Source organism: Streptomyces sp. SA15, from assembly GCF_002291145.1.
GTDB lineage: Bacteria > Actinomycetota > Actinomycetes > Streptomycetales > Streptomycetaceae > Streptomyces.
Genome location: NZ_NTGE01000166.1, coordinates 1 through 20,557, shown reverse-complemented (window position 1 = coordinate 20,557; position 20,557 = coordinate 1). Strand labels below are relative to the sequence as shown.

Below are 20,557 nucleotides of genomic sequence, written 5' to 3'. Positions count from 1 at the left end.
CTCGCGGAACGGCGGCCCGTCGCCCAGGTCCGGGGCGCCCCGGACCACGCCGTCCGCGCGGAACACGACGCGTTCCGGCAGCGGAAACCGCCCCGCGCCGCGCAGCGGTACGGGACGGCCGGCGCCCAGGAACACGGGGTCGGGGCGGCGGCCCGCCAATCCGCGGCTGTTGCGCCAGCGGCTGTTCGTGTTCGTCGTGGTGACGCTGCTCGTGGCACTGGGCATCGCGGCGGCACAGGGCTGCCAGGGGCCGTCCCAAGGACTGGGCGACGACAGGGACGTCGTACGGGAGCAGCGGCAGGAGCAGGTGCACGTACCGCCGGATTACGAGCCGCTGAAGGGCAGCTGATGTCCGAGCGGTACGAGTCGACGCTTCACCAAGCGGACTAACTAGTGCCCCGGCAGGCAACGTTTGCCCATTGAGGAGCGCCCGCCGCGCAGCGGCCAAAGACCGCAGCCGGTGCGTGCTCTCGGCGTGCCGGCCGGAAGGCTCCGTCGATGGACCGGACGTACTTGGGCTTTCGGCCGGTGCGGCGAGTGGGGGTACCTCCCACGCCCTTGAGGCAGTGGGGGAGCGTGCCGGGCGTCGCGACGGGGCGAACGTTGCCTGCCGGGGCACTAGCTGTACAGCTGGCGCGCCCTCACGCCCGCGGGAGGCCCGTGGCCACCGCGTAGAAGGCGACCGCGGCCGCCGCGCCCACGTTGAGGGAGTCGACGCCGTGGGCCATCGGGATGCGGACCCATTCGTCCGCGGCCACCAGGGCCTGGGTGGACAGGCCGTCGCCCTCGGCGCCGAGCATCAGGGCCACCCGGTCCATCTTGTGCGGGGCGGCTTCGTCGAGGGTCCTGGCCTTGGTGTCCGGGGTGAGGGCGAGCAGCGTGAAGCCCGCCTCGCGGACCGAGTCCAGGCCCTTCGGCCAGGTGTCCAGGCGGGCGTACGGCACCGAGAAGACCGCCCCCATCGAGACCTTCACGCTGCGGCGGTACAGCGGGTCGGCGCAGTCGGGGGAGAGCAGGACCGCGTCCATGCCGAGGGCGGCGGCGGAGCGGAAGATCGCACCGATGTTGGTGTGGTCGTTGACCGACTCCATGATCACGACCCGGCGGGCGGTCTGGAGGAGGTCGGCCGCCGTGGGCAGCGGCTTGCGCTGCATGGAGGCGAGCGCGCCGCGGTGCACGTGGTAGCCGGTGACCTGCTCGGCGAGTTCCGGGCTGACCGCGTACACCGGTGCCGGGAGCTCGTCGATGACGTCGCGCATGACGTCGACCCACTTGGCGGACAGCAGCATCGAGCGCATCTCGTATCCGGCGTCCTTGGCCCGCCGGATGACCTTCTCGCCCTCGGCGATGAACAGGCCCTCGGCCGGCTCGCGCTTGCGGCGCAGTTCGACGTCGGTCAGGCCCGTGTAGTCGTGCAGGCGCGGGTCGTCGGGGTCCTCGACGGTGATGAGATCGGCCACAGAGTGATACTGCCTTGTCCTGGGTGCGGTGCCAACGGCTCGGGACGGGTTGGGTTACCCGCGGTTACTTAATGGCGTGTTCACGCGGTCGCGGACGGGCCCACGGTGACGACGTCGCCGATGACGATGACCGCCGGGGGCTTGACGTCCTCGGTGCGTACGGTCTCGGCGACGGTCGCGAGCGTCGCGTCGACACGACGCTGAGCGGCCGTTGTGCCCTCCTGGACGAGGGCCACGGGCGTGTCCGGGGACTTGCCGTGGGCCACGAGCGTCTCGGCGATCCTGCCGATCTTGTCGACGCCCATGAGGATCACGAGCGTGCCGGTCAGCTTCGCGAGGGACGGCCAGTCGACCAGCGAGCGCTCGTCGTCGGGGGCGACATGGCCGCTGACCACCGTGAACTCGTGGGCGACGCCGCGATGGGTGACCGGGATGCCGGCCGCGCCCGGGACCGAGATCGAGCTGGAGATGCCGGGGACGACGGTGCACGGGATACCGGCCTCGGCGAGCGCCTGAAGCTCCTCCATGCCGCGGCCGAAGACGTACGGGTCGCCACCCTTGAGGCGTACCACCGACTTGCCCTGTTTCGCGTGCTCGATCAGGGCGTTGTTGATGGCCTCCTGGGCCATGAAGCGGCCGTACGGGATCTTCGCCGCGTCGATCACCTCGACGTGCGGGGGCAGTTCGGCGAGGAGGTCGCGCGGACCCAGGCGGTCGGCGATGACGACGTCGGCTTCGGCGAGGAGGCGGCGGCCGCGGACCGTGATCAGGTCGGGGTCGCCGGGTCCGCCGCCGACGAGGGCGACGCCGGGCGTGCGGGTGCGGTGGTGGGGGGCGACCAGGGTGCCGTCACGCAGGCCCTCTACGACCGCGTCGCGGATCGCGGCGGTGTGGCGGGGGTCGCGGCCGCGCGCGCTCGTGGTGAGGACGGCGACCGTTACTCCCTCGCTGGTGCCGGTGGCGGGGGTCCAGGCGGTGGCCGCGTCGGCGTCGTCGGAGCGGACGCACCACACGCGGTGCGTCTCTGCCTCGGCGGAGGCCCGCCTGTTCGCCTCCAGGTCGCTGGTGGCGATCAGGGCGTACCAGGCATCGGCGAGGTCGCCTTCGGCGTACGGGCGCTTCATCCAGGTGATCTCGCCCGCGTCCGCCATCGCTTCGACCGAGGGGGTCGCTTCGGGGGATACGAGGTGGATGTCAGCGCCTGCTGCGATCAGTGCCGGGAGGCGGCGCTGGGCGACCTGGCCTCCGCCGAGGACGACGACCCTGCGGCCGGTGAGGCGGAGGCCTACGGGGTAGGCGGGGTGTTCGGCCATGAGGGTGCGGCTCCTCTTGCGGCGGCGGCTCGGTAGCCCTGACGTGCGGATTTTACGGTGCGGCGGGTTTGGGCGGCTCAGGTGGTCCGCTGGTTGAGCACCATTGCCGGGTGCGGGGCGTGGGCGATTGCGCCCACCCGTTCCTCCCCCAGTGCCCGATAAGCCTGGTGGACCCCCAGCGGAACGCCTGCCCACGACCGCGGCACGTGACGAAGGGACCCGGCACGGACGTGGACGAACCGGATCCCGTCACCCCTACTTCTCGGTTACCCCCGCCGAGTCGAACGTCGCCACCTCGTGCATCGCCCTCGCCGTGCTCTGGACCAACGGCAGAGCGAGCAACGCCCCCGTGCCCTCGCCCAGGCGGAGGTCCAGGTCGACCAGGGGGCGCAGGCCCAGCTTGTTGAGGGCGGCCACGTGGCCGGGCTCGGCGCTGCGGTGGCCCGCGATGCAGGCGGCGAGGACCTCGGGGGCGATCGCGCGGGCGACCAGCGCGGCCGCGCCGGCGCTGACGCCGTCCAGGATCACCGGCGTACGCAGGGAGGCGCCCCCGAGGAGCAGGCCGACGATGGCGGCGTGCTCGAAGCCGCCGACGGCGGCGAGGACGCCGATCGGGTCGGCCGGGTCCGGCTGGTGGAGCTCGAGCGCGCGGCGGACGACCTCCGTCTTGCGGGCGAGCGTCTCGTCGTTGATGCCGGTGCCGCGGCCCGTCACCTCGGCCGGGTCCGCGTCCGTGAAGACGGAGATCAGGGCGGCCGACGCGGTGGTGTTCGCGATGCCCATCTCGCCGGTGAGCAGCGCCTTGTTGCCGGCCGCCACCAGGTCGCGGGCCGTGTCGATGCCCACCTCGATGGCCTGCTTGGCCTCCTCGCGGGTCATCGCGGGGCCGGTGGTCATGTCGGAAGTGCCCGCACGGACCTTGCGGGGCAGGAGGCCTGGCGTGGCGGGCAACTCGGCGGCGACGCCGACGTCGACGACGCAGACCTCGGCGCCCACCTGACCCGCGAAGGCGTTGCAGACCGCTCCCCCGCCCAGGAAGTTGGCGACCATCTGGGCCGTCACCTCCTGCGGCCAGGGGGTGACCCCTTGGGCGTGCACACCATGGTCACCGGCGAAGATCGCGACGGCGGCGGGCTCCGGGATCGGCGGCGGGCACTGGCGGGACAGGCCGGACAGCTGCGCGGAGATGATCTCCAGCATGCCGAGCGCACCGGCCGGCTTCGTCATCCGCTTCTGCCGCTCCCACGCCTCACCGAGCGCCTTGGCGTCCAGCGGGCGGATCTGCGCGACGGTCTCGGCGAGCAGGTCGTGCGGGCCCTCGCCGGGCAGGGCGCGGCGGCCGTACGTCTCCTCGTGGACGACCCAGGACAGCGGCCTGCGTTTGGACCAGCCGGCCTGCAGCAGCTCGGGCTCGTCCGGGAACTCGTCGACGTAGCCCACGCAGAGGTAGGCGACGACTTCGAGGTGCTCGGGCAGGCCGAGGGCGCGGACCATCTCGCGCTCGTCGAAGAAACTGACCCAGCCGACGCCGAGGCCCTCGGCGCGGGCGGCGAGCCAGAGGTTCTCGACCGCGAGCGCGGAGGAGTACGGCGCCATCTGCGGCTGCGTGTGACGGCCGAGGGTGTGGCGGCCGCCGCGGGTGGGGTCGGCGGTGACGACGATGTTCACGGGGGTGTCGAGGATGGCCTCGATCTTCAGTTCCTTGAACTGCTTCGCCCGGCCCTTGGGGAGGGACTTCGCGTAGGCGTCACGCTGGCGCATGGCCAGTTCGTGCATCGTGCGCCGGGTCTCCGCCGAGCGGATGACGACGAAGTCCCAGGGCTGGGAGTGGCCCACGGAGGGGGCGGTGTGGGCGGCCTCCAGGACTCTGAGCAGCACGTCGTGCGGGATGGGGTCGCTGCGGAAGCCGTTGCGGATGTCGCGGCGCTCGCGCATGACCTTGAGGACGGCCTCGCGCTCGGCGTCGTCGTAGGCGGGGGCGGCCGGGCCGGTGGACTGTCGTGCGTCTTCCACAGCGGCCGTGCTCTCTTCTTCCTGGTCCTGCTGGTCTTGCAGGTCTTCCTGCTCGGCGGCCCGGGTGTCCAGATCCTCCGCCTGCTGCACGAGTTCGGCGTTGCCCTCGCGAGGGGCCGGGAGGGTGATCGCCCGCGGCGGGGTCGGCGCGAGGTGCGGGGTGGTCGGCACCGAGCCCTCGACCGGGACGAACTGGCCCACGGGCTGGTCGGGGGTGTCACCGTGGTCGTGGCTGTGCTCGGCGGGTGGCGGGTTGGCTGCTTCCGGCATCGGCGCGCCAGGCGCGGGGGCGGCCGGGCCGGGCGCCGACTGGTCGTGCGGGACTTCCTGTGCCGCCTGGTCCGTGGGGGCGCCCTGGTGGGCACCTGCGTCCTCGGGAGGGAGCGCCGTCTCCGCGACGGGGGTCGGCGGTTGGGGGGCCTGCGTCGGAGTGTCCGCGGCGAACTGGGCGGCGGGGTCCGGGTGCTGGGGCGCGTCGGGGGCTGTGTCGACGGCCGGAGCGCGGGTGACCGCCGCCGGGTCGGGCGCGGAGGAGGCGGTCGTGGCTGCGTCTGCGGCCTGGGGGTGGGAGTCGGGGCTGCCCGGCTGTGCTACGAGGGTCGGCGCCGCGTCCTGAGCGAGGGACGGGTCGGCCGGCTGCGGGGCCTGGGCGTGCTGCGGCCCCTGGGCGGGTTGGGCGCCCGGGGCGGGTGCCTGGTGATGCTCCGGTACGGCGTGCTCGGCCACCGGGCCCTGAGGGGACTGGGGGGACTGGGGGGTCACGTCGGCAGTGGGCTGCGCGGCCGGTACGGCATCCGCAGCCGACGCGACGGCCGGGGCTTCGGGGGCTTCCGCTACGTCACCGGGTGCGGCGGCCTCAGTGGGCTGTACGGCGTCCTGGGCAGGAGTGGCAACCGGAGCCTGACCGGCGTCTTCGGCCGGGAGAGCAGCCGGAACGTGCCCTGCCTCCTGGGCGGAGACGGCGACGGGAACCTGTCCATGCTCCTGGGCGGAGCCGGTTCCAGGAGCCCCGGCCTCGGGGGCAACGGCCTCGGAACCCGGCGCGGTCCCGTCGGTCTGGACCGCTGGGGCGGCTTCATCTGCGGGAGGTGCTGGGGCCGGCGCGTTCTCGGGGCCCTGACCGGCGTCGGGGCTGGGGACGGCTCCCGGAGCCTGCGCGGCGTCGGGCGCGTGGACGGCATCGGGCAACTGCCCGGCATCCGACCCTTGGACCGCCTCCGACACCTGTCCTGCATCCGATCCTTGGGCAGCCCCCGGCACCTGCCCGGCATCCGACCCTTGGGCCGCCCCCGGCGCCTGCCCGGCGTCCGAAGACTGGACGGTCCCCGGCATCTGCCCGGCATCCGACCCCTGAACGGCCCCCGGCACCTGCCCAGCATCCGACCCCTGAACGGCCCCCGGCACCTGCCCAGGAACCGCCCCTTGAGCCGCCCCCGCCACCTGCCCGGCGTCCGAAGACTGAACGGCCTCCGGCATCTGCCCAGCATCCGGCGCCCCCTGAACGGCCCCCGGTACCTGCCCAACGTCCGCAACGGGCTGCGCCCCAGGGACTTGCCCTGCCTCCCCCGCAACCGCAGCCGCGGCCTGCTCGGTCTCCGCCTCGGCAGCGGCACCGGCATCGCCATCGGGTCCAGAACCCGGAACCTGCCCCGCGTCCGCCGCCTGCACGTCTTCCGGCAGCTCCCCGGCGTCCGGAGCCTGCGTCTCGCCGGGACCCTGCGACGCGGCCTCGCCACCGACCACAGCCTCACCACCGACTGCGGCCTCACCACCGACCGCGGCCTCACCACCGACCGCGGGCGCACCACCCACTACGGCCTCACCACCCACCGGAGCCTGCGCACCGTAGGCAACATCCTGGCCGTCCGCAGCCTGCGCACCGAACCCGGCGTCCTGGCCCTGGGCGTGGCCCTGACCCTCCGGCGCGAACCCCGCCTCCGCGTGCTGCGGCACCCGGCCGTCCTCCGCCGGCTGCGGCACGGTCGCCGCGACCGCCTCCGTCGTGAGGCGGGCCACGGCGGCCTGAGCAGCTCCTGCCGGCTCGGCGGCCTCGGTCCTCTGCCCCTGCGCCGGGACAACCGTTTCGGCAGCCGGTGCCTCTGTGCTCACCGGTGCCTGGACGGCACCGTGCACCACGGCCTGTACCGCACCCGCGCCCTGTGCCTGAGCACCCCAAGGCGCCGCCCCCTGCGGGGGCATCTCCCGCGGCTGCGGAACGTCGAGGTACTCGGGGCCGGGCTGGCGAGCCGGTGCGCCGACGGCGCCGCGGTCGGCGAGGGAGCGGACCGGGCTCGCGGAGGTGTCGGGGATGGGCGGGCCGAGGTGCAGGGGCCGACGGGGCGGGGCCTGCGTCGACGGCGGCGCCGGGTTCGGGAGGCGGACCGCGCTGAGGTCGACCGAGCCGCTGTCGCGGCCGGACATCTCGTGCGGGCCCGGCTCGTGCACGGCCTCGACGACCGGCTCCGGCGCGGGCGGGGGGACCTCGTTGCCCCACGCGCCCTGGGCACCGGGCAGGAGCAGCAGGTCTTCGTCCTCGGCGGTGGTCTCGGAGAGGTAGGTGTACGCGCCGTGCGCGGGGGCGCCCGGCTGCTCCACCATGCCTGCGTTCTCCGGCAGCCCCTCGCCCGGGACCTGGCCGGTGTCGGTCATGCGTACCCCTCGCCCATCGGTTAGTGCTTCTACGACCAGCTCACCCCGGAACGGCGCACCGACCGCTCCGCAGTGAAGAACGAGCGTGCCTGCCCAGCGGCACGAACGACCCGACGCCAAAAGACGACAAAGCCATCAACTGGCATTGTCGCGGCCGTTGCTCCGTCGCGACAGCTTGATCCGCGACGGCCCGCTGTGGACTGCGCCACGTTGCGCGTCCTCCGGTTCTGCCGTACCACACCCAGCCCAAAACGGGTGGGTTTTCCGGACATTGACCGACGAAGCGCCGGGCTGCCTGGTGCGGTACAACGATCGGCCAGCCTACCGCGCGCAGTACGACAACAGGATCACGGGGACGACAAAGAGACTCAAGGCGTGCGGTCCGGCAAGAGGCCGCTGAGCAGGAACGCGACGCTTCGCTCGGTCTCCGTCCAGGCCCGCGTGTCGAGTTCGACGGACTGGACGAGGGCGCACTCGACCTGGTAGCCGTGCTCGGTCAGGTCACGGCCGACGAGTTCGGCCGCGTCGCGGGTCGCCGCGTGCGTGACGATGCGCTGGGGGCGGCGGTCGGCGACCGCGGAGACCACGGCCGCTCCCCCGCCGCCGACGCGGACGACGTCCGGTTCGGGAAGGTTCTCCAGGACGTGCGGGGCGGTGCCGCGCACGATCTGCAACTGCACCCGGAAGCCGCGGGCGGTGGCCTCCGTGCGGGCGCAGGCCGCCAGGTCCCGGTCCACGGCGATGACGGCGGCCCCGGCGCGTGCCGCCTCGGTGGCGAAGGCGCCGCTGCCGCAGCCGATGTCCCACACCAGGTCGCCGACGCGCGGCCCGAGCCGGGCGAGTTGGGCCGCGCGGAGCAGTTCCGCCTCACCTTCGCCGAGGTCACCGCCGTACAACTCGGTGGGCAGTGCCCAGCCGCGCGGTCCGGTGCCCGGGTCGCGTCCGGCGATCCAGCCGCCGCCGTCCGTCGCGCCACCGGGTCCGACAGGTCCGACGGGTCCACCGATGACGATGACGACGTTCGGGTCGCGCCAGGTGTGGTCGGCGGCCTTGTCGGAGGTGACGACGGTGACCTGTTCGCGTGTGGTGCCGAGTTCCTCGCAGATGACGAAGGTGCGGTGGACGCCCTCCAGAAGAAGACCGAGTTCGGCGGGGCCGGCGCCGGGCGAGGTGAGGACGGCGACCTTGGTGTGGGCGCGGCACACGTTCACCGCGCGGCGCAGGGTGCGTCGGTGTGCGACGACCACCTGTGCGTCGTCCCAGGGCATGCCCGCCCGGGCGAAGGCGGTGGCGACGGAGGAGACGGCGGGGACGACTTCGACCTCGAGACCGAACTCGGGCGCGCGCAGGGTCCGTACGACACCGAAGAAGCCCGGGTCGCCGTCGGCGAGCACGACCGCGGTGCCGCGGTGGCCGGCGATGCGGCGGGCGGCCAGGGCGACACTGCCGAGGCGGATGCGTTCGGCGGCGGGCGGCACCTCGGGCAGCGCCAGGTGGTGGGCGGCGCCGGCCACCAGCGTGGCGGCGCCCAGGGCGGCGCGTGCCGCTGCGGTCAGCGGCGAACCGTCCCAGCCGATCACCGTGACCCGGTCGGCCATCGTCTCTCAGTCTCCAGAGGTCTTCGCAGGTCTTCGGAGGGCAGCCCCCGAGCGGGCTTGGTGAGGGTACCCGGTGGCGCGGGGAAGCGGTTTCATCACGCTCGGCCCGGTTGCGTCAATTCCAGTCCGAGTACGAGGTGAAACCCCCGGTGTCGGCCAGCTGCTCGGCGACGCCGGCGAGGTCCTCCGGCAGCAGGCTCCAGACGATGACATCCGTACGGACGTCGGTCCACTCCCCGTCTCCGGCCCGGGTGCGCGCTATCCAAGCGTTGCGCAGGACGCCCTCGCTGATGCAGCCGATCTTCTGGGCCACCTGCTGGGAGGCGGCGTTGTCGGCGGCGGTGCGCAGCTCCAGGCGCTCGAAGTCCTGGTCGCGGAACAGCCAGTGGGCGGCGGCGAGGGCGGCCTCGGAGGCGTAGCCCTCGCCGCGGGCCCAGGGCGCGACGACGTAGGAGATCTCACTGGAGCGGACCCGCCAGTCCGTGTTCTGCAGGTGCACGATGCCGACGAGGCGCTGGGTGAGGAACTCGCTGACGGCGAAGACGATGCCGCGGCCCTCGGTCCGTTCGGCGGGGGCGCGGCGGGTGATCCAGTCGCGGGCGTGGGCCTCGGTGTAGGGCTGCGGCACCGAGGTCCAGGCCGTGACCTGTTCGTCGTTCATCATCTCGGCGAAGGCCTCGATGTCCGACTCGTCGAAAGGGCGCAGGACCAACCGCTCCGTGCTGATGGAGATGTTGGGGAAGGTGCTCGTCATGCGCCGCTCCGTTTACTTCGGGAACCCTCGGATACCGTCATGGGCCTGCTGAACTGCCCAGCATGCAGCATGTGAGCACCGAGCCGCACGACGGGGTCAGCTCAGAGTGAGGGAGGTGACCCCGTGCGTGGCGGTACGTCGGTATACGCGTCGCAGGATCAGAACGACGCGATGACCGAGCCCTGGTACTTGTCCTCGATGAACTTCTTGACCTCGGCGGAGGTGAGGAGCTTCGCGAGCTTCCTCACGCGCGGGTCGCTCTCGCTGCCGTCCTTGACCGCGAGGAAGTTGCCGTAGGGGTTGTTCTTCGCGGACTCCAGGACAAGGGCGTCCTTCGCGGGCGACAGGTCGGCCTCGATGGCGTAGTTGCCGTTGACGACGGCGGCGTCCACATCGTCCAGGGAGCGCGGGGTCTGGGCCGCCTCCAACTCCTTGAACTTGAGGTTCTTGGGGTTCTTGGCGATGTCGGAGGGGGTCGCGTCGTTGCCGACCCCGTCCTTCAGCGTGATGAGCCCGTTCGCGTCGAGGAGCTTGAGCGCACGAGCCTCGTTCACACTGTCGTTCGGGACGGCGACGGTCGCGCCGCTCTTCAGGCCGTCGGCACTCTTGACCTTGTGGGAGTACAGGCCGAGCGGCTCCAGGTGGACCGTGGCGACGGGCACGATGTCGGTGCCGTTCTTCTTGTTGAAGTCGTCGAGGTACGGCTGGTTCTGGAAGTAGTTGGCGCCCACCGAGCCGTCCTCGGTCGCCGTGTTCGGCGTGACGTAGTCCGTGAACTCCCTGACCTCCAGGTCGAGGCCCGCCTTCTGCGCCAGGTTGTCCTTGACGTAGGTGAGGATCTCGGCGTGCGGGGTGGGGCTCGCGGCGACGACCAGCGGACCGCTGGTGTCGGAGGCGGCGGAGTCCTCCGAACCGCAGGCGGTGAGCCCGAGGGTGAGGGCTCCGGCGGCGAGGACGGCAGTGGTGAACTTGGCGGTGTTACGCACGAAAAGTGCCTTTCCTTTGTGTGGTGCGACCCCGTGATGGGTGTACGGGGCAATCTGGGGAAGGTGGCTCAGACGGTCTTGCTCGTCGCCGTCGACGCCTTCAGCAGGCGGAGCCTGGGCGCGGCGCCCGACTGGCCGCCTCGCCGGTGCAGGGTGCGCGCCGCGTAGTCGCCGGCGAACTGGATGACGGAGATGACGACCGCGAGGATCGCCACGGTGATCCACATCAGCTCGGTCTCGAAGCGCTGGTAGCCGTAGCGGATGGCGATGTCGCCGAGGCCGCCTGCCCCCACCGTGCCGGCCATCGCGGAGTAGCCGATGAGCGCGACGACCGTGGTCGTGGTGCTGGAGATCAGCGACGGCAGCGACTCGGGTACGAGGACCTTGCGTACGACCGTCCAGGTGTTGCCGCCCATCGATTGCACGGCCTCGACCAGCCCGCCGTCCACTTCGCGGACAGCCGTCTCGACCAGGCGGGCGAAGAAGGGGATCGCCCCGATCGCGAGCGGCACGATGGCGGCCTCGCGGCCGATGGTCGTCCCGGTGATCGAGCGCGTGAAGCCCATCAACGCGACCATCAGGATGATGAACGGCATCGAGCGGGCGACGTTCACGACCTGCCCGATCACCTTGTTGGCGACGACGTTCTGGAGGAGTCCGCCCCGGTCGGTCAGGACGAGCAGGATGCCGAGCGGAAGGCCGCCGACGACGGCAATGAGCGTGGACCAGCCGACCATGTAGAGGGTGTCCCAACACGCCTGCTCCAGCAGGGGCTGCATTTCGGACCAGGTCACTTGGCACCTTCCTTCACCAGCAGGGGCTCCTGGCCCAGTACGTCGATGTGCAGGCCCTGTTCGCGCAGGAAGCCGATAGGCACGACGTTGTCCTCGTAGCGGCCGGGCAGTTCGATGCGCATCCGGCCGACCTGGAGGCCGCCGACGGTGTCGATGGCGGCACCGAGGATCGATATGTCGATGTTGTAGGTGCGGGAGAGCTGGGAGATGACCGGCTGGGTGGCGGCCTCGCCCTGGAAGGTGACGTCGACGATGGTCCGGTCGTCGCCGGATGCCTCGCCTGCCACCGGGAACAGCGCGCCGGCCAGTTCGGAGCCCGGGGTCGCGAGGAGTTCGCTGACCGTGCCGGACTCGACGATGCGGCCGTTCTCCATGAGGGCGGCCGAGTCGCAGATCGACTTCACGACGTCCATCTCGTGGGTGATGAGCAGGACGGTCAGGCCCAACTGCCGGTTGAGGTCGCGCAGCAGTTGGAGGATGGAGCGGGTGGTCTCCGGGTCGAGGGCGCTGGTGGCCTCGTCGGACAGCAGGACCTTGGGGTCGCCGGCCAGGGCGCGGGCGATACCGACGCGCTGCTTCTGGCCGCCGGAGAGCTGGGCGGGGTAGGCCCCCGCCTTGTCGGCCAGACCGACGAGGTCGAGCAGCTCCAGGGCCTTGCGGGATCGTTCCTTCCCCGATGTGCCGAGGATTTCGAGCGGCAGCTCGACGTTGTCCCGCACGGTCCGGGAGGACAGCAGGTTGAAGTGCTGGAAGACCATGCCGATACGGCTGCGCGCCCGGCGCAGTTCCCGGCCCGCGCGCGGTCCGCGTCCGGCGAGGGCGGTGAGGTCCTGCCCGGCGACGGTCACCGTCCCGGCGGTGGGTCGCTCCAGGAGGTTGACGCAGCGGATGAGCGAGGACTTGCCGGCGCCGGACTGGCCGATGACGCCGTACACCTCGCCTTCGCGGACGTGGAGATCGACGCCGTCCAGGGCGGTGACCTCGCGGCCGCGGGAGCGGTAGACCTTGGTCAGGCCCGAGGTGGTAATCACTGGGTTTCCGTCACTGTCGTGTGCAGGGCGTGGGTGTGCCCTGGCAGGGGTGCATTCGGTCGGGAACGCGTCACGGTTCTCGTGCGGTGGCATGGGGAACCGGGGAGAACATGTGCGCGGGGGCTGTTGTCACATACGGCTTACGGCGCACGGACACGCCACGGCGTCTCGCTTCGGGGCGCGAGGCTCTGGGTGGTGCGGGGGCCCTCTAGAAGGCGCGCATTCGACACAGACAACGAGCACCGGGCGTCATGGTCGCCTCGGTCGCAAGGGTGCGGTGGCTCGTGGTGGTCATGCGATCAGTAAACCAGACCTACGGTCCTGACAAAGCGCCGCTGTCCGCATGCCGGACAGCGGCGGACACCCCTCAGCCGCGGACCGTGATGTCCACTCCAGCGTCGGTGACCAGTACGGACAGGGCCGACAGATCCTCGACCACGAGGTCGGCGGTGAGCTCGTGGGCCTCGTGAGTTGTGGTCAATGCCACGGTGGTCATGCCCGCGGCGCGGCCCGCCTGGAGGCCGGCCGGGGCGTCCTCGAAGACGACACAGCGGGCCGGGTCGACGCCCAGTTCGCGCGCTGCGAGCAGGTAGGGCTCGGGGTCGGGCTTGCCGCGCGTGATGTCGTCGGCGGCGATCAGGGTCTTGGGCAGGATGCCGACGGCGTCGAGACGGGCCTCGGCCAGGCGCCGGGTGGCGGAGGTGACGACGGCCCAGCGCTCGGCGGGCAGCACGTCGAGCAGGGCCTTGGTGCCGGGCAGGAGGTGCACGCCGCCGTTGGGGACGTCCTCCACCTCCAGCAGCTCGATCCGTGCGACGGCCTCCGGTACGACGTCGGCGGGCAGCAGGTCGGCGGCTATCTCCGCGGCCGGCCGGCCGTGCAGTTCGACGCGTCCGAACTCCTCGGCGGTGATGCCGTACTCCACGGCCCACCGCGTCCAGCAGCGGTCCACCGAGGCGAGGGAGGAGACGAGGGTTCCGTCGTTGTCGAACAGGAGGGCTTGGGCGTGGATCGTCATGGTCCAGACCCTACGGTGCACCCCGGGGTCGGCAGCATCGGGCCTTTTGGCCCGTAATAGGGTCACGACATGCTTGATGCCCTGACGCTCGCGACCGGCGTCGCCGCGCTTCTGCTCGCCGCGTGGTGCGGCTGGGCGGCCTATCGCGATCAGCCGACCAAGGACTGGCACTTCATCGGGATGGCCGTGGTGTCGGTGCTGGCCCTGGTGCAGCTGGTGGTCGGGATCGTGCAGCTGGCGCGGGGCGAGAAGCCGGAGCAGGGTACGACGATCTTCGTGGCGTATCTGCTGGGGGCGTTCGCGTGCGTGCCGGCGGCGGGGTTCATGTCGCTGGCGGAGCGGACGCGGTGGGGGTCGGTGACGGTCGCCGCCGGCGGTGTGGTGCTGGCGGTGCTGGAGGTGCGGCTCTATGACATCTGGAGAGGCTGAAGTGGCCGTGACGGAAGAGAAGCCGACGCGGCTGATCAGCGGGCCGGGGATGCTGCTGGTCTGGTTGTACGGCGTGATGGTCGTCGGGGCGGTGTCGCGATCCGTGTACCAGATCGCGACCGAGTTCGACCGGGCGCCGCTTGCGTATTCGCTGTCCGCAGTGGCGGGCTTGGTCTACGGGTTCATCACGTACTCGTTGGTGCGGGGTGGGGAGAGAGCTCGTAAGGCGGCGTTGGTGTGCTGCGGTGTCGAGCTGGCGGGAGTACTGACCGTCGGCACGTGGACGTTGGTCGAGCCGTCCGCGTTCCCCGACTCGACCGTGTGGTCCGACTTCGGGATGGGGTACGTCTTCATCCCGGTGATCTTGCCGCTGTCTGCGATGTACTGGTTGCGGAAGGGTGCGCGGCGGGGGGATGCCGTCTGAGGTTGTCGGCCGACTGCGGACCGGCTGTGGCTGGTCGCGCCCACGCGGCGGAGCCGCCAATTGATACAGCCCCGCGCCGCTAGAGGTCCCTCATCATGCCGTAGCCGCGTAAGCCCCCGCCGGCTTTTCCAGGACGACCATCTCTACCCCGTCCGCACCCTTCGACGTCCCCACCGTCTGGTACCCCACCCGGCGGTACAGGCTCAGGTTGCTTTCGCTGCGGTGGCCCGTGTGGAGGCGGAACTTCTTGGCGCCGTGTTCCTCGACCAGGGCCGATTCAGCCGCTCGGAGAAGGCGCGCGCCGATGCCGTGGCCCTGGAGTCGAGGGTGGACGCAGAGCTTGCCGATGGATGCGGCGCCGTCCTCGGTCACCGCGCCGCGTACCGAGCCGACGACCTCGTCGCCCAGCCGGGCCACGAAGACGCAGTCGGAGGCGACTTCCTGGCGGACGGAGTCCAGGGTCTGGACGAGCGGGTCGATGCGGTAGTTGCCGTACAGCGCCGCCTCGCTCTGGAAGCACAGGTACTGCAGCCTGAAGATCTGCTCCGCGTCCTGCTCGGTCGCCGCAGAGATGGTCACGCTCATGCCCATGTGCGCACGCCTCCCGCTCACCTGATCGCCTGTTGTCCCTCACTCCTATCCCCGCGCTCCGCGGGCCGCAACCTCCGGTGTGAGCAATCGACGCAGACATCCCAGGCATCTGGAACGTTCCGGACCAAGACTCCCCTGTGAGATACCCAACTCCCCCGCGATTTCCCGGTATGTGAGGTCCCTCGGCGACAGGAGGGCCTCCATCAGGCGGGGGCAGCGGCCGGGCAGCCGCCGTACGGCCTCGCGCAGGGCGCGGCGGCGGGCGGCGGCGAGGGCGAGCTGCTCGGGTCCGAGGTCGTCGGTGGCGGGTTCGGTGCCGTACGGCCGTTCGAGTCTGGTGGTACGGCGGCTGCGGCGGGACTCGGCGCGGACGGCGCGGCGCAGCCAGTCGGGTGGGTCGAGGGGCGGGCCGTCGGCGTCGAGGCGTTCCAGGAGGCGGAGCCAGACCGCCTGCTCCAGGTCGCCCGGTTCCGTTCCGGTGGCGTGGGCCTCGGCCGAGGCCTCGGCGGTGAGCAGGGGGCGCAGGGTGGTGAGCAGGTCGTGCGTCATATGCGGGGCGACGCGGCCGCCCGGGCGGCGGGTTGCCCGGGCGGCCGGCTGTCACCCCCATCGGGGCAGGGCGCTCAGCGGTTGACGTAGTCCTCGCGGGCCAGCAGACCGGTGTCGGGCTGGTCGGTGAAGACGCCGTCGATGCCCGTGGCGAAGTACGCCCGGTAGGCGCCGAAGACGTCGCCGTAGGCGTCGGCGTCGGTGCCCTTGCGGAAGTTCGCGGGCAGGAAGGGGTTCTCGTTGCGCAGGGTCCAGGGGTGCAGGACGAGGCCCACCTTGTGCGCGTCGGCGACCAGAGTGGTCGGCTTGGTGAGGTTGCCGGCGGCGTCCTTCGGGATGACCAGGTCGAGGGTCGGGCCGATGCCCTGCGCGTAGGAGGCGATCTCCCTCAGGCCGGCCGGCTTGATCAGGTCGGCGACCGTGCGCGGGTCACCGGTGTCGACGAAGTCCCAGGGGCGGGTGGTCGCACCGGACAGGAGCACCACCAGCGGGTTGTCGACCAGCTTGTTCAGGCGCTGGATGCTGGTCGGCTCGAAGGACTGGAGGATGACCGGCGCGTTCCACCTGTCCTTGCGGTACTTGCGCAGCACCTTGGCGACCCGCTCCTCCAGGCCGAGGCCCAGCTTGCGGAAGTAGGTGGGGTGCTTGAGCTCGGGGTAGATCCAGACCTGCTTGCCGCGCTGACGGGTCTGCGCGTCCTGCCACTTCAGGACCTCTTCGAAGGTGGGGATCTCCCAGCGGCCGTTGTAGAGGGTGTTGTGCGGGCGGTTGGCCGGGATGCGCTCGATCGCGCGGAGCGTCTTGAGCTCGGCGAGCGTGAAGTCCTCGGTGAACCAGCCCGTGGTGGACACGCCGTCGAGGACCTTGGTGGCCTTGCGGTCGGCGAACTCGGGGTGGTCCGCCACGTCGGTGGTGCCGCCGATCTCCGGCTCGTGACGGCAGACGAGATGGCCGTCCTTGGTGGGCACCAGGTCGCCGGCCTCGACGATGTCGGCGCCCATGTCGAGGGCCAGCTGGTAGGCGCCGAGGGTGTGTTCGGGGCGATAGCCGCTGGCGCCCCGGTGACCGATGATCGTCGGGACGGACAGGCTCTTCACGCCGCCGCCTCCCGCGTGCTTGGCATCGGCGGCTCTCGCCGTACCGGACAGCCCGAGGACCGCTCCGCCGGCACCGAGCACCGCCGCGCCGAGGAGTGCCCTTCGTCCGGTGCCGCCCGCCCGTTCGTTCGACTCCTGCGTTCCCATGAGGGCCCTCCCCTGCCGTTGACTCATCAGTGCGGGCCGATCGTAGGTGCGCGCATATGGCGTACGGGAGACCTCCCGCGGAACACGCGAGTGACACAGGATGTCGTATGGGAACAGATGTCTGACGGTCCGTCGGCTTCATGGCACCGGCTGGGGGTACGCGACTTCTGTCACATCGTTCCGGCCGGGTTACCGACCGGCACCGGTGCGCCACCGCAGGTAAACACGGGTCAACAATGCGTAAGACCTCGGTGAATCCGCCGTGCCCGATGTGCGTGACCCCCTGGGCCGCGAGTAATGTCCTCACCTGCACAGACTCATACAGATTCCCTGGCCGTTCTCTTGACATCGGAGGGCCCGTTGTCCCGCTTCGCGCTCATCAAGGCAGTGCTCGGACCGATCATGCGCCTGATGTTCCGCCCACAGGTGGAGGGCGCGGAGCACATCCCCGGCGACGGTCCGGTGATCCTGGCCGGCAACCACCTCACCTTCATCGACTCGATCGTGCTTCCGCTGGTGACCAGGCGGCAGGTGTTCTTCATCGGCAAGGACGAGTACGTCACCGGCAAGGGCCTCAAGGGGCGGCTGATGGCGTGGTTCTTCACGGGCGTCGGCATGATCCCCGTGGACCGGGACGGCGCGAACGGCGGTGTGGCGGCGCTGATGACCGGACGCCGGGTGCTGGAGGAGGGCAAGATGTTCGGCATCTACCCGGAGGGCACCCGCTCCCCCGACGGCCGTCTCTACCGCGGCCGCACCGGCATCGCCCGGCTCACGCTGATGACCGGCGCGCCCGTCGTCCCGTTCGCGATGATCGGCACCGACAAGCTGCAGCCGGGCGGCCGGGGCATCCCGCGGCCCGGCCGGGTCACGGTCCGCTTCGGCGCGGCGATGGAGTTCTCGCGGTACGAGGGCATGGACCGCGACCGGTACGTGCTGCGGGCGGTGACCGACTCCGTGATGGCGGAGGTCATGCGGCTGTCCGGGCAGGAGTACGTGGACATGTACGCCACGAAGGCCAAGAAGGCGGCATAACCGGACGGTCACACGGCGGGCTGCTCCTCGGGCGGCCCGCCGTCGCCGTGTCCGTCGCCGGGTGCCGGGAACCACAGGACGAACGTCGAGCCCTCCCCCACCCGTGAGAACAGCCGGACCTGGCCGCCGTGCGACTCCACGATCTGCCGGACGATGGCGAGGCCGAGCCCGGCGTGCCGGTCGCGTCGGCCGCCGCCCGCCCCGGCCCGCCAGAACCGGTCGAAGACGCGGCCCTGGTCGTCGTCCAGGATGCCTGGGCCCTCGTCCCGTACGGCCGTCCACAGCCAGCTTTCCAAGCGGCCTGCGGCGACCGTGATGCGGGTGCCGGGCGGAGCGAGTCGTACGGCGTTCGACAGCAGGTTGCCGACGGCCCTGCGCAGGGCGTCGTGGTCGCCGATGACCGTCAGGCCGGGCGTGAGTCGGCGGTGCAGGACGAGGCCGCGGTCGGCGGCGAGCGGCGCGAACTCCTCGCAGGCCTCGCGCGCCGCGGCGGCCAGGTCGACGTCCGCGTCGGCGAGGGCGGGCGCGCTGCGCCGGGCCGTGGCCAGCAGGTCCTCGACGAGCCGGGTCATCCGGGTGGTCGCGCGGTCGACGCTGCGGGCCGCCGCACGGCGCTCCTCCTCGTCCGACTCCTCGGCTGTCAGTACGGCGTCCAGGTTGGCGCGGATGATCGCGAGCGGGCTGCGCAGCTCGTGGGATGCGTCGTCGATGAGCTGGCGCTGGACGCGGAAGGCCTCGTCGAGGCGGTCCAGCATGGAGTCCACGGTGTCGGCGAGGTCGCGCAGTTCGTCCTTCGGGCCGTGGAGGTGGATGCGCTGGGAGAGGTCGGTGGCCTGGATCTCGGCGGCCGTGCGGGAGATGGCGCGTACGGGGCGCAGGGCGCGGCCGGAGAGGATCCAGCCGAGGGCGAGGCTGGCGGCGGCGAGGCCGCCGAGGACGGCGTAGGAGAAGCGGCGCAGGTTGGCGAGGGTCTCGTAGTTGACGGCGGCCTCGACCTCCTGGAGTTTCACGGCGTCGAACTCGCCCATGTAGACGCCGTTCACGTACTTCTCGGCGCGGAACTGCTTGCTGACGGGATGGGCCTCGCTGCTGCGTTCCACGGCGACGTAGGTGGCGCCGAGGACGAGTGCGGTGAGCACGAAGAGGAGGCCGGAGTAGAGGACGGTGAGGCGGAAGCGGATGGTGTGGGTGAAGGAGGGCAGGCGCGGGCAGAGGTGCTTGAGGGAGAGACGCTTCAGGGAAGGGCGTTTCAGCCAGGGACGTTTCATGGCGTCTCCTTCAGCCGGTAGCCCTGGCGTATCACCGTCTCGATGAGGGGTTCTTCCTCGCCGGTGACCTTGCGGCGCAGTGAACCGACCGTGACGCGCACGGTGTTGGTGAACGGGTCGGCGTGTTCGTCCCAGACATGTTCGAGCAGTTCCTCCGCGGGGACGACACGGCCGGGGCGGGTCATCAGGTAGTGCAGGACGCTGAACTCCTTGGGGGTGAGCGGGAGGCGGCGCTCACCCCGGTAGGCCTCGAAGCGGGCGGTGTCCAGACGGAGTTCACCGACCTCGACGACGGCTGTGCCGCCGTCCTCACGGCGGAGCAACGCCCTGATACGGGCGAGGAGTTCGGGCAGCGCGAAGGGTTTGACGAGGTAGTCGTCGGCGCCTTCGTCGAGGCCGCGGACGCGGTCGGCGAGCCGGTCGCGGGCGGTGAGCATGAGGATGCGGGGGCCGCCGGGGCCGGGGGCGGCACGGATGGCCCGGCAGACGGTGAAGCCGTCGCCGTCGGGGAGGTTGAGGTCCAGCAGGACCAGGTCGTAGTCGTTGACGGCCAGCTTCTCGGTGGCGGTGTCGACGTCCGGGGCGACGTCGACGGCGTAACCGGCCCTGACCAGCCCGACCTTGAGCGCTACGACCAGGTCCTCCTCGTCCTCGACCACGAGCAGTCGCATCTACGACCCCCTATCCGCCGTCGATGATGGTCCGGGCGGCGTCCGCGGCGTCGGCGACGGGGATGGCGAAGCCGATGCCGATGGAGCCGCCCCTTTGCTGGTCCAACGTCGCGATGGCCGTATTGATGCCGATGACCCGTCCGTCGGCGTCGACCAGGGGTCCGCCGGAGTTGCCGGGGTTGATCGAGGCGTCGGTCTGCAGGGCGCGCTGCTGTCCGCCGCCACCACCACCGCCGCTGTCGCCGAGTCGTACGGAGCGGTCGAGGGCGCTGACGATGCCGGAGGTGACGGTGCCGCTGAGACCGAGCGGGGAGCCGATGGCGAGGACGGTGTCGCCGACGCCGGGGCGGGTGCCGGTGGCGAGGTCGGCGGCCCTCAGGCCGCGTGATGTCTCGGGCTCCAGTACGGCCACGTCGTGGGCGGGGTCGTCGCCGACGACCTCGGCGCTCAGGCTGCGGCCGTCCTGGAGTTCGACGGTGACACGTGAACTGCCCTCCACGACATGGGCGTTGGTCAGGATCCGGCCACGGTCGTCGAACACGAACCCGGACCCCTGCCCGTTCGCCGTCCGGACGGACACCACGCTGGGCAGCACCCGGGCGGCGACGGCTTCCAGGTCACCGGAGGCGCGGGCGGCCGGGGCCGGGGCGCCGGGGTCGTCGTCGCCGAGAGCACCGGCCGCGTATCCGGCGGCACCGCCCGCGAGTACGGCGGCGAGGATGGCGGCGGT

Annotated in this window: 18 protein-coding genes and 1 pseudogene; 4 read left to right on the top strand and 15 right to left on the bottom strand. The window is 71.6% G+C overall.

The window, feature by feature from the left end; genetic code table 11:
- Positions 1 to 349 (top strand): annotated as a pseudogene (locus CLM62_RS37255) (serine/threonine protein kinase); the annotation flags it as partial.
- 292 nt (positions 350 to 641) lie between these two features.
- On the opposite strand, the gene CLM62_RS37250 reads toward CLM62_RS37255, so the two are convergent.
- From CLM62_RS37250 to CLM62_RS37210, 9 genes are all read right to left on the bottom strand, one after another.
- The gene (locus CLM62_RS37250; protein WP_095754321.1) at positions 642 to 1,460 is read right to left on the bottom strand and encodes an RNA methyltransferase; all 819 of its coding nucleotides are present in this window, start codon (positions 1,458 to 1,460) and stop codon (positions 642 to 644) included.
- Between the two features lie 80 nt (positions 1,461 to 1,540).
- Positions 1,541 to 2,773, bottom strand: a complete 1,233-nt coding sequence (gene cobA, locus CLM62_RS37245) for a uroporphyrinogen-III C-methyltransferase (RefSeq protein WP_095754320.1) — start codon at positions 2,771 to 2,773, stop codon at positions 1,541 to 1,543.
- A 255-nt stretch (positions 2,774 to 3,028) separates the two neighbouring features.
- Complete coding sequence (cobT, locus tag CLM62_RS37240) at positions 3,029 to 7,435, bottom strand: nicotinate-nucleotide--dimethylbenzimidazole phosphoribosyltransferase (protein ID WP_095754319.1); 4,407 nt, start codon at positions 7,433 to 7,435, stop codon at positions 3,029 to 3,031.
- A 368-nt stretch (positions 7,436 to 7,803) separates the two neighbouring features.
- On the bottom strand, positions 7,804 to 9,033 hold the full coding sequence (gene cbiE, locus CLM62_RS37235; protein WP_095754318.1) for a precorrin-6y C5,15-methyltransferase (decarboxylating) subunit CbiE: 1,230 nt from the start codon (positions 9,031 to 9,033) through the stop codon (positions 7,804 to 7,806).
- A gap of 115 nt (positions 9,034 to 9,148) precedes the next feature.
- The gene (locus CLM62_RS37230; protein WP_095754317.1) at positions 9,149 to 9,787 is read right to left on the bottom strand and encodes a GNAT family N-acetyltransferase; all 639 of its coding nucleotides are present in this window, start codon (positions 9,785 to 9,787) and stop codon (positions 9,149 to 9,151) included.
- A 158-nt stretch (positions 9,788 to 9,945) separates the two neighbouring features.
- Positions 9,946 to 10,773 carry a MetQ/NlpA family ABC transporter substrate-binding protein gene (locus CLM62_RS37225; protein WP_095754316.1) on the bottom strand — a complete coding sequence of 276 codons (828 nt, stop codon included), beginning with the start codon at positions 10,771 to 10,773 and terminating at the stop codon, positions 9,946 to 9,948.
- A gap of 68 nt (positions 10,774 to 10,841) precedes the next feature.
- Positions 10,842 to 11,567: a methionine ABC transporter permease gene (locus CLM62_RS37220; protein WP_095754315.1), complete on the bottom strand. Its 726-nt coding sequence runs from the start codon at positions 11,565 to 11,567 to the stop codon at positions 10,842 to 10,844.
- Positions 11,564 to 12,598, bottom strand: coding sequence for a methionine ABC transporter ATP-binding protein (locus tag CLM62_RS37215; RefSeq protein WP_095754314.1), 1,035 nt, complete (start codon positions 12,596 to 12,598; stop codon positions 11,564 to 11,566). The genes CLM62_RS37220 and CLM62_RS37215 overlap by 4 nt, the downstream gene beginning before the upstream one ends.
- Before the next feature lie 367 nt (positions 12,599 to 12,965).
- Positions 12,966 to 13,616 (bottom strand): HAD family hydrolase, encoded by a 651-nt coding sequence (locus CLM62_RS37210; RefSeq protein ID WP_095754313.1) that lies wholly within the window; start codon positions 13,614 to 13,616, stop codon positions 12,966 to 12,968.
- 69 nt (positions 13,617 to 13,685) lie between these two features.
- Between CLM62_RS37210 and CLM62_RS37205 the strand changes: the two genes are divergently transcribed.
- Both CLM62_RS37205 and CLM62_RS37200 read left to right on the top strand, forming a co-directional pair.
- Positions 13,686 to 14,045, top strand: coding sequence for a hypothetical protein (locus CLM62_RS37205; RefSeq protein WP_095754312.1), 360 nt, complete (start codon positions 13,686 to 13,688; stop codon positions 14,043 to 14,045).
- Positions 14,026 to 14,469, top strand: a complete 444-nt coding sequence (locus CLM62_RS37200; protein WP_179382400.1) for a hypothetical protein — start codon at positions 14,026 to 14,028, stop codon at positions 14,467 to 14,469. The genes CLM62_RS37205 and CLM62_RS37200 overlap by 20 nt, the downstream gene beginning before the upstream one ends.
- 93 nt (positions 14,470 to 14,562) lie before the next feature.
- Here the strand turns inward: CLM62_RS37200 and CLM62_RS37195 are convergent, their stop codons facing one another.
- The 3 genes from CLM62_RS37195 to CLM62_RS37185 all read right to left on the bottom strand — a co-directional run bounded on the left by CLM62_RS37195 (position 14,563) and on the right by CLM62_RS37185 (position 16,853).
- Entirely contained in the window at positions 14,563 to 15,060 is a 498-nt protein-coding gene (locus tag CLM62_RS37195; protein WP_095754310.1) for a GNAT family N-acetyltransferase, read from the bottom strand.
- A gap of 45 nt (positions 15,061 to 15,105) precedes the next feature.
- On the bottom strand, positions 15,106 to 15,609 hold the full coding sequence (locus tag CLM62_RS37190; protein ID WP_095754309.1) for a sigma-70 family RNA polymerase sigma factor: 504 nt from the start codon (positions 15,607 to 15,609) through the stop codon (positions 15,106 to 15,108).
- 74 nt (positions 15,610 to 15,683) lie between these two features.
- A complete protein-coding gene (locus CLM62_RS37185) occupies positions 15,684 to 16,853 on the bottom strand; it encodes a glycerophosphodiester phosphodiesterase (protein WP_095754308.1) in 1,170 nt (389 codons plus the stop codon).
- Between the two features lie 360 nt (positions 16,854 to 17,213).
- Between CLM62_RS37185 and CLM62_RS37180 the strand changes: the two genes are divergently transcribed.
- On the top strand, positions 17,214 to 17,888 hold the full coding sequence (locus tag CLM62_RS37180) for a 1-acyl-sn-glycerol-3-phosphate acyltransferase (RefSeq protein WP_095754307.1): 675 nt from the start codon (positions 17,214 to 17,216) through the stop codon (positions 17,886 to 17,888).
- 8 nt (positions 17,889 to 17,896) lie between these two features.
- Here the strand turns inward: CLM62_RS37180 and CLM62_RS37175 are convergent, their stop codons facing one another.
- The 3 genes from CLM62_RS37175 to CLM62_RS37165 all read right to left on the bottom strand — a co-directional run.
- Positions 17,897 to 19,156, bottom strand: a complete 1,260-nt coding sequence (locus tag CLM62_RS37175; RefSeq protein WP_095754306.1) for a cell wall metabolism sensor histidine kinase WalK — start codon at positions 19,154 to 19,156, stop codon at positions 17,897 to 17,899.
- Complete coding sequence (locus tag CLM62_RS37170; RefSeq protein WP_179382399.1) at positions 19,153 to 19,827, bottom strand: response regulator transcription factor; 675 nt, start codon at positions 19,825 to 19,827, stop codon at positions 19,153 to 19,155. Before CLM62_RS37170 ends, CLM62_RS37175 begins: the two co-directional genes overlap by 4 nt.
- Before the next feature lie 10 nt (positions 19,828 to 19,837).
- The coding region (locus CLM62_RS37165) for a S1C family serine protease (protein WP_107483845.1) at positions 19,838 to 20,557 on the bottom strand (720 nt) is incomplete at its 5' end.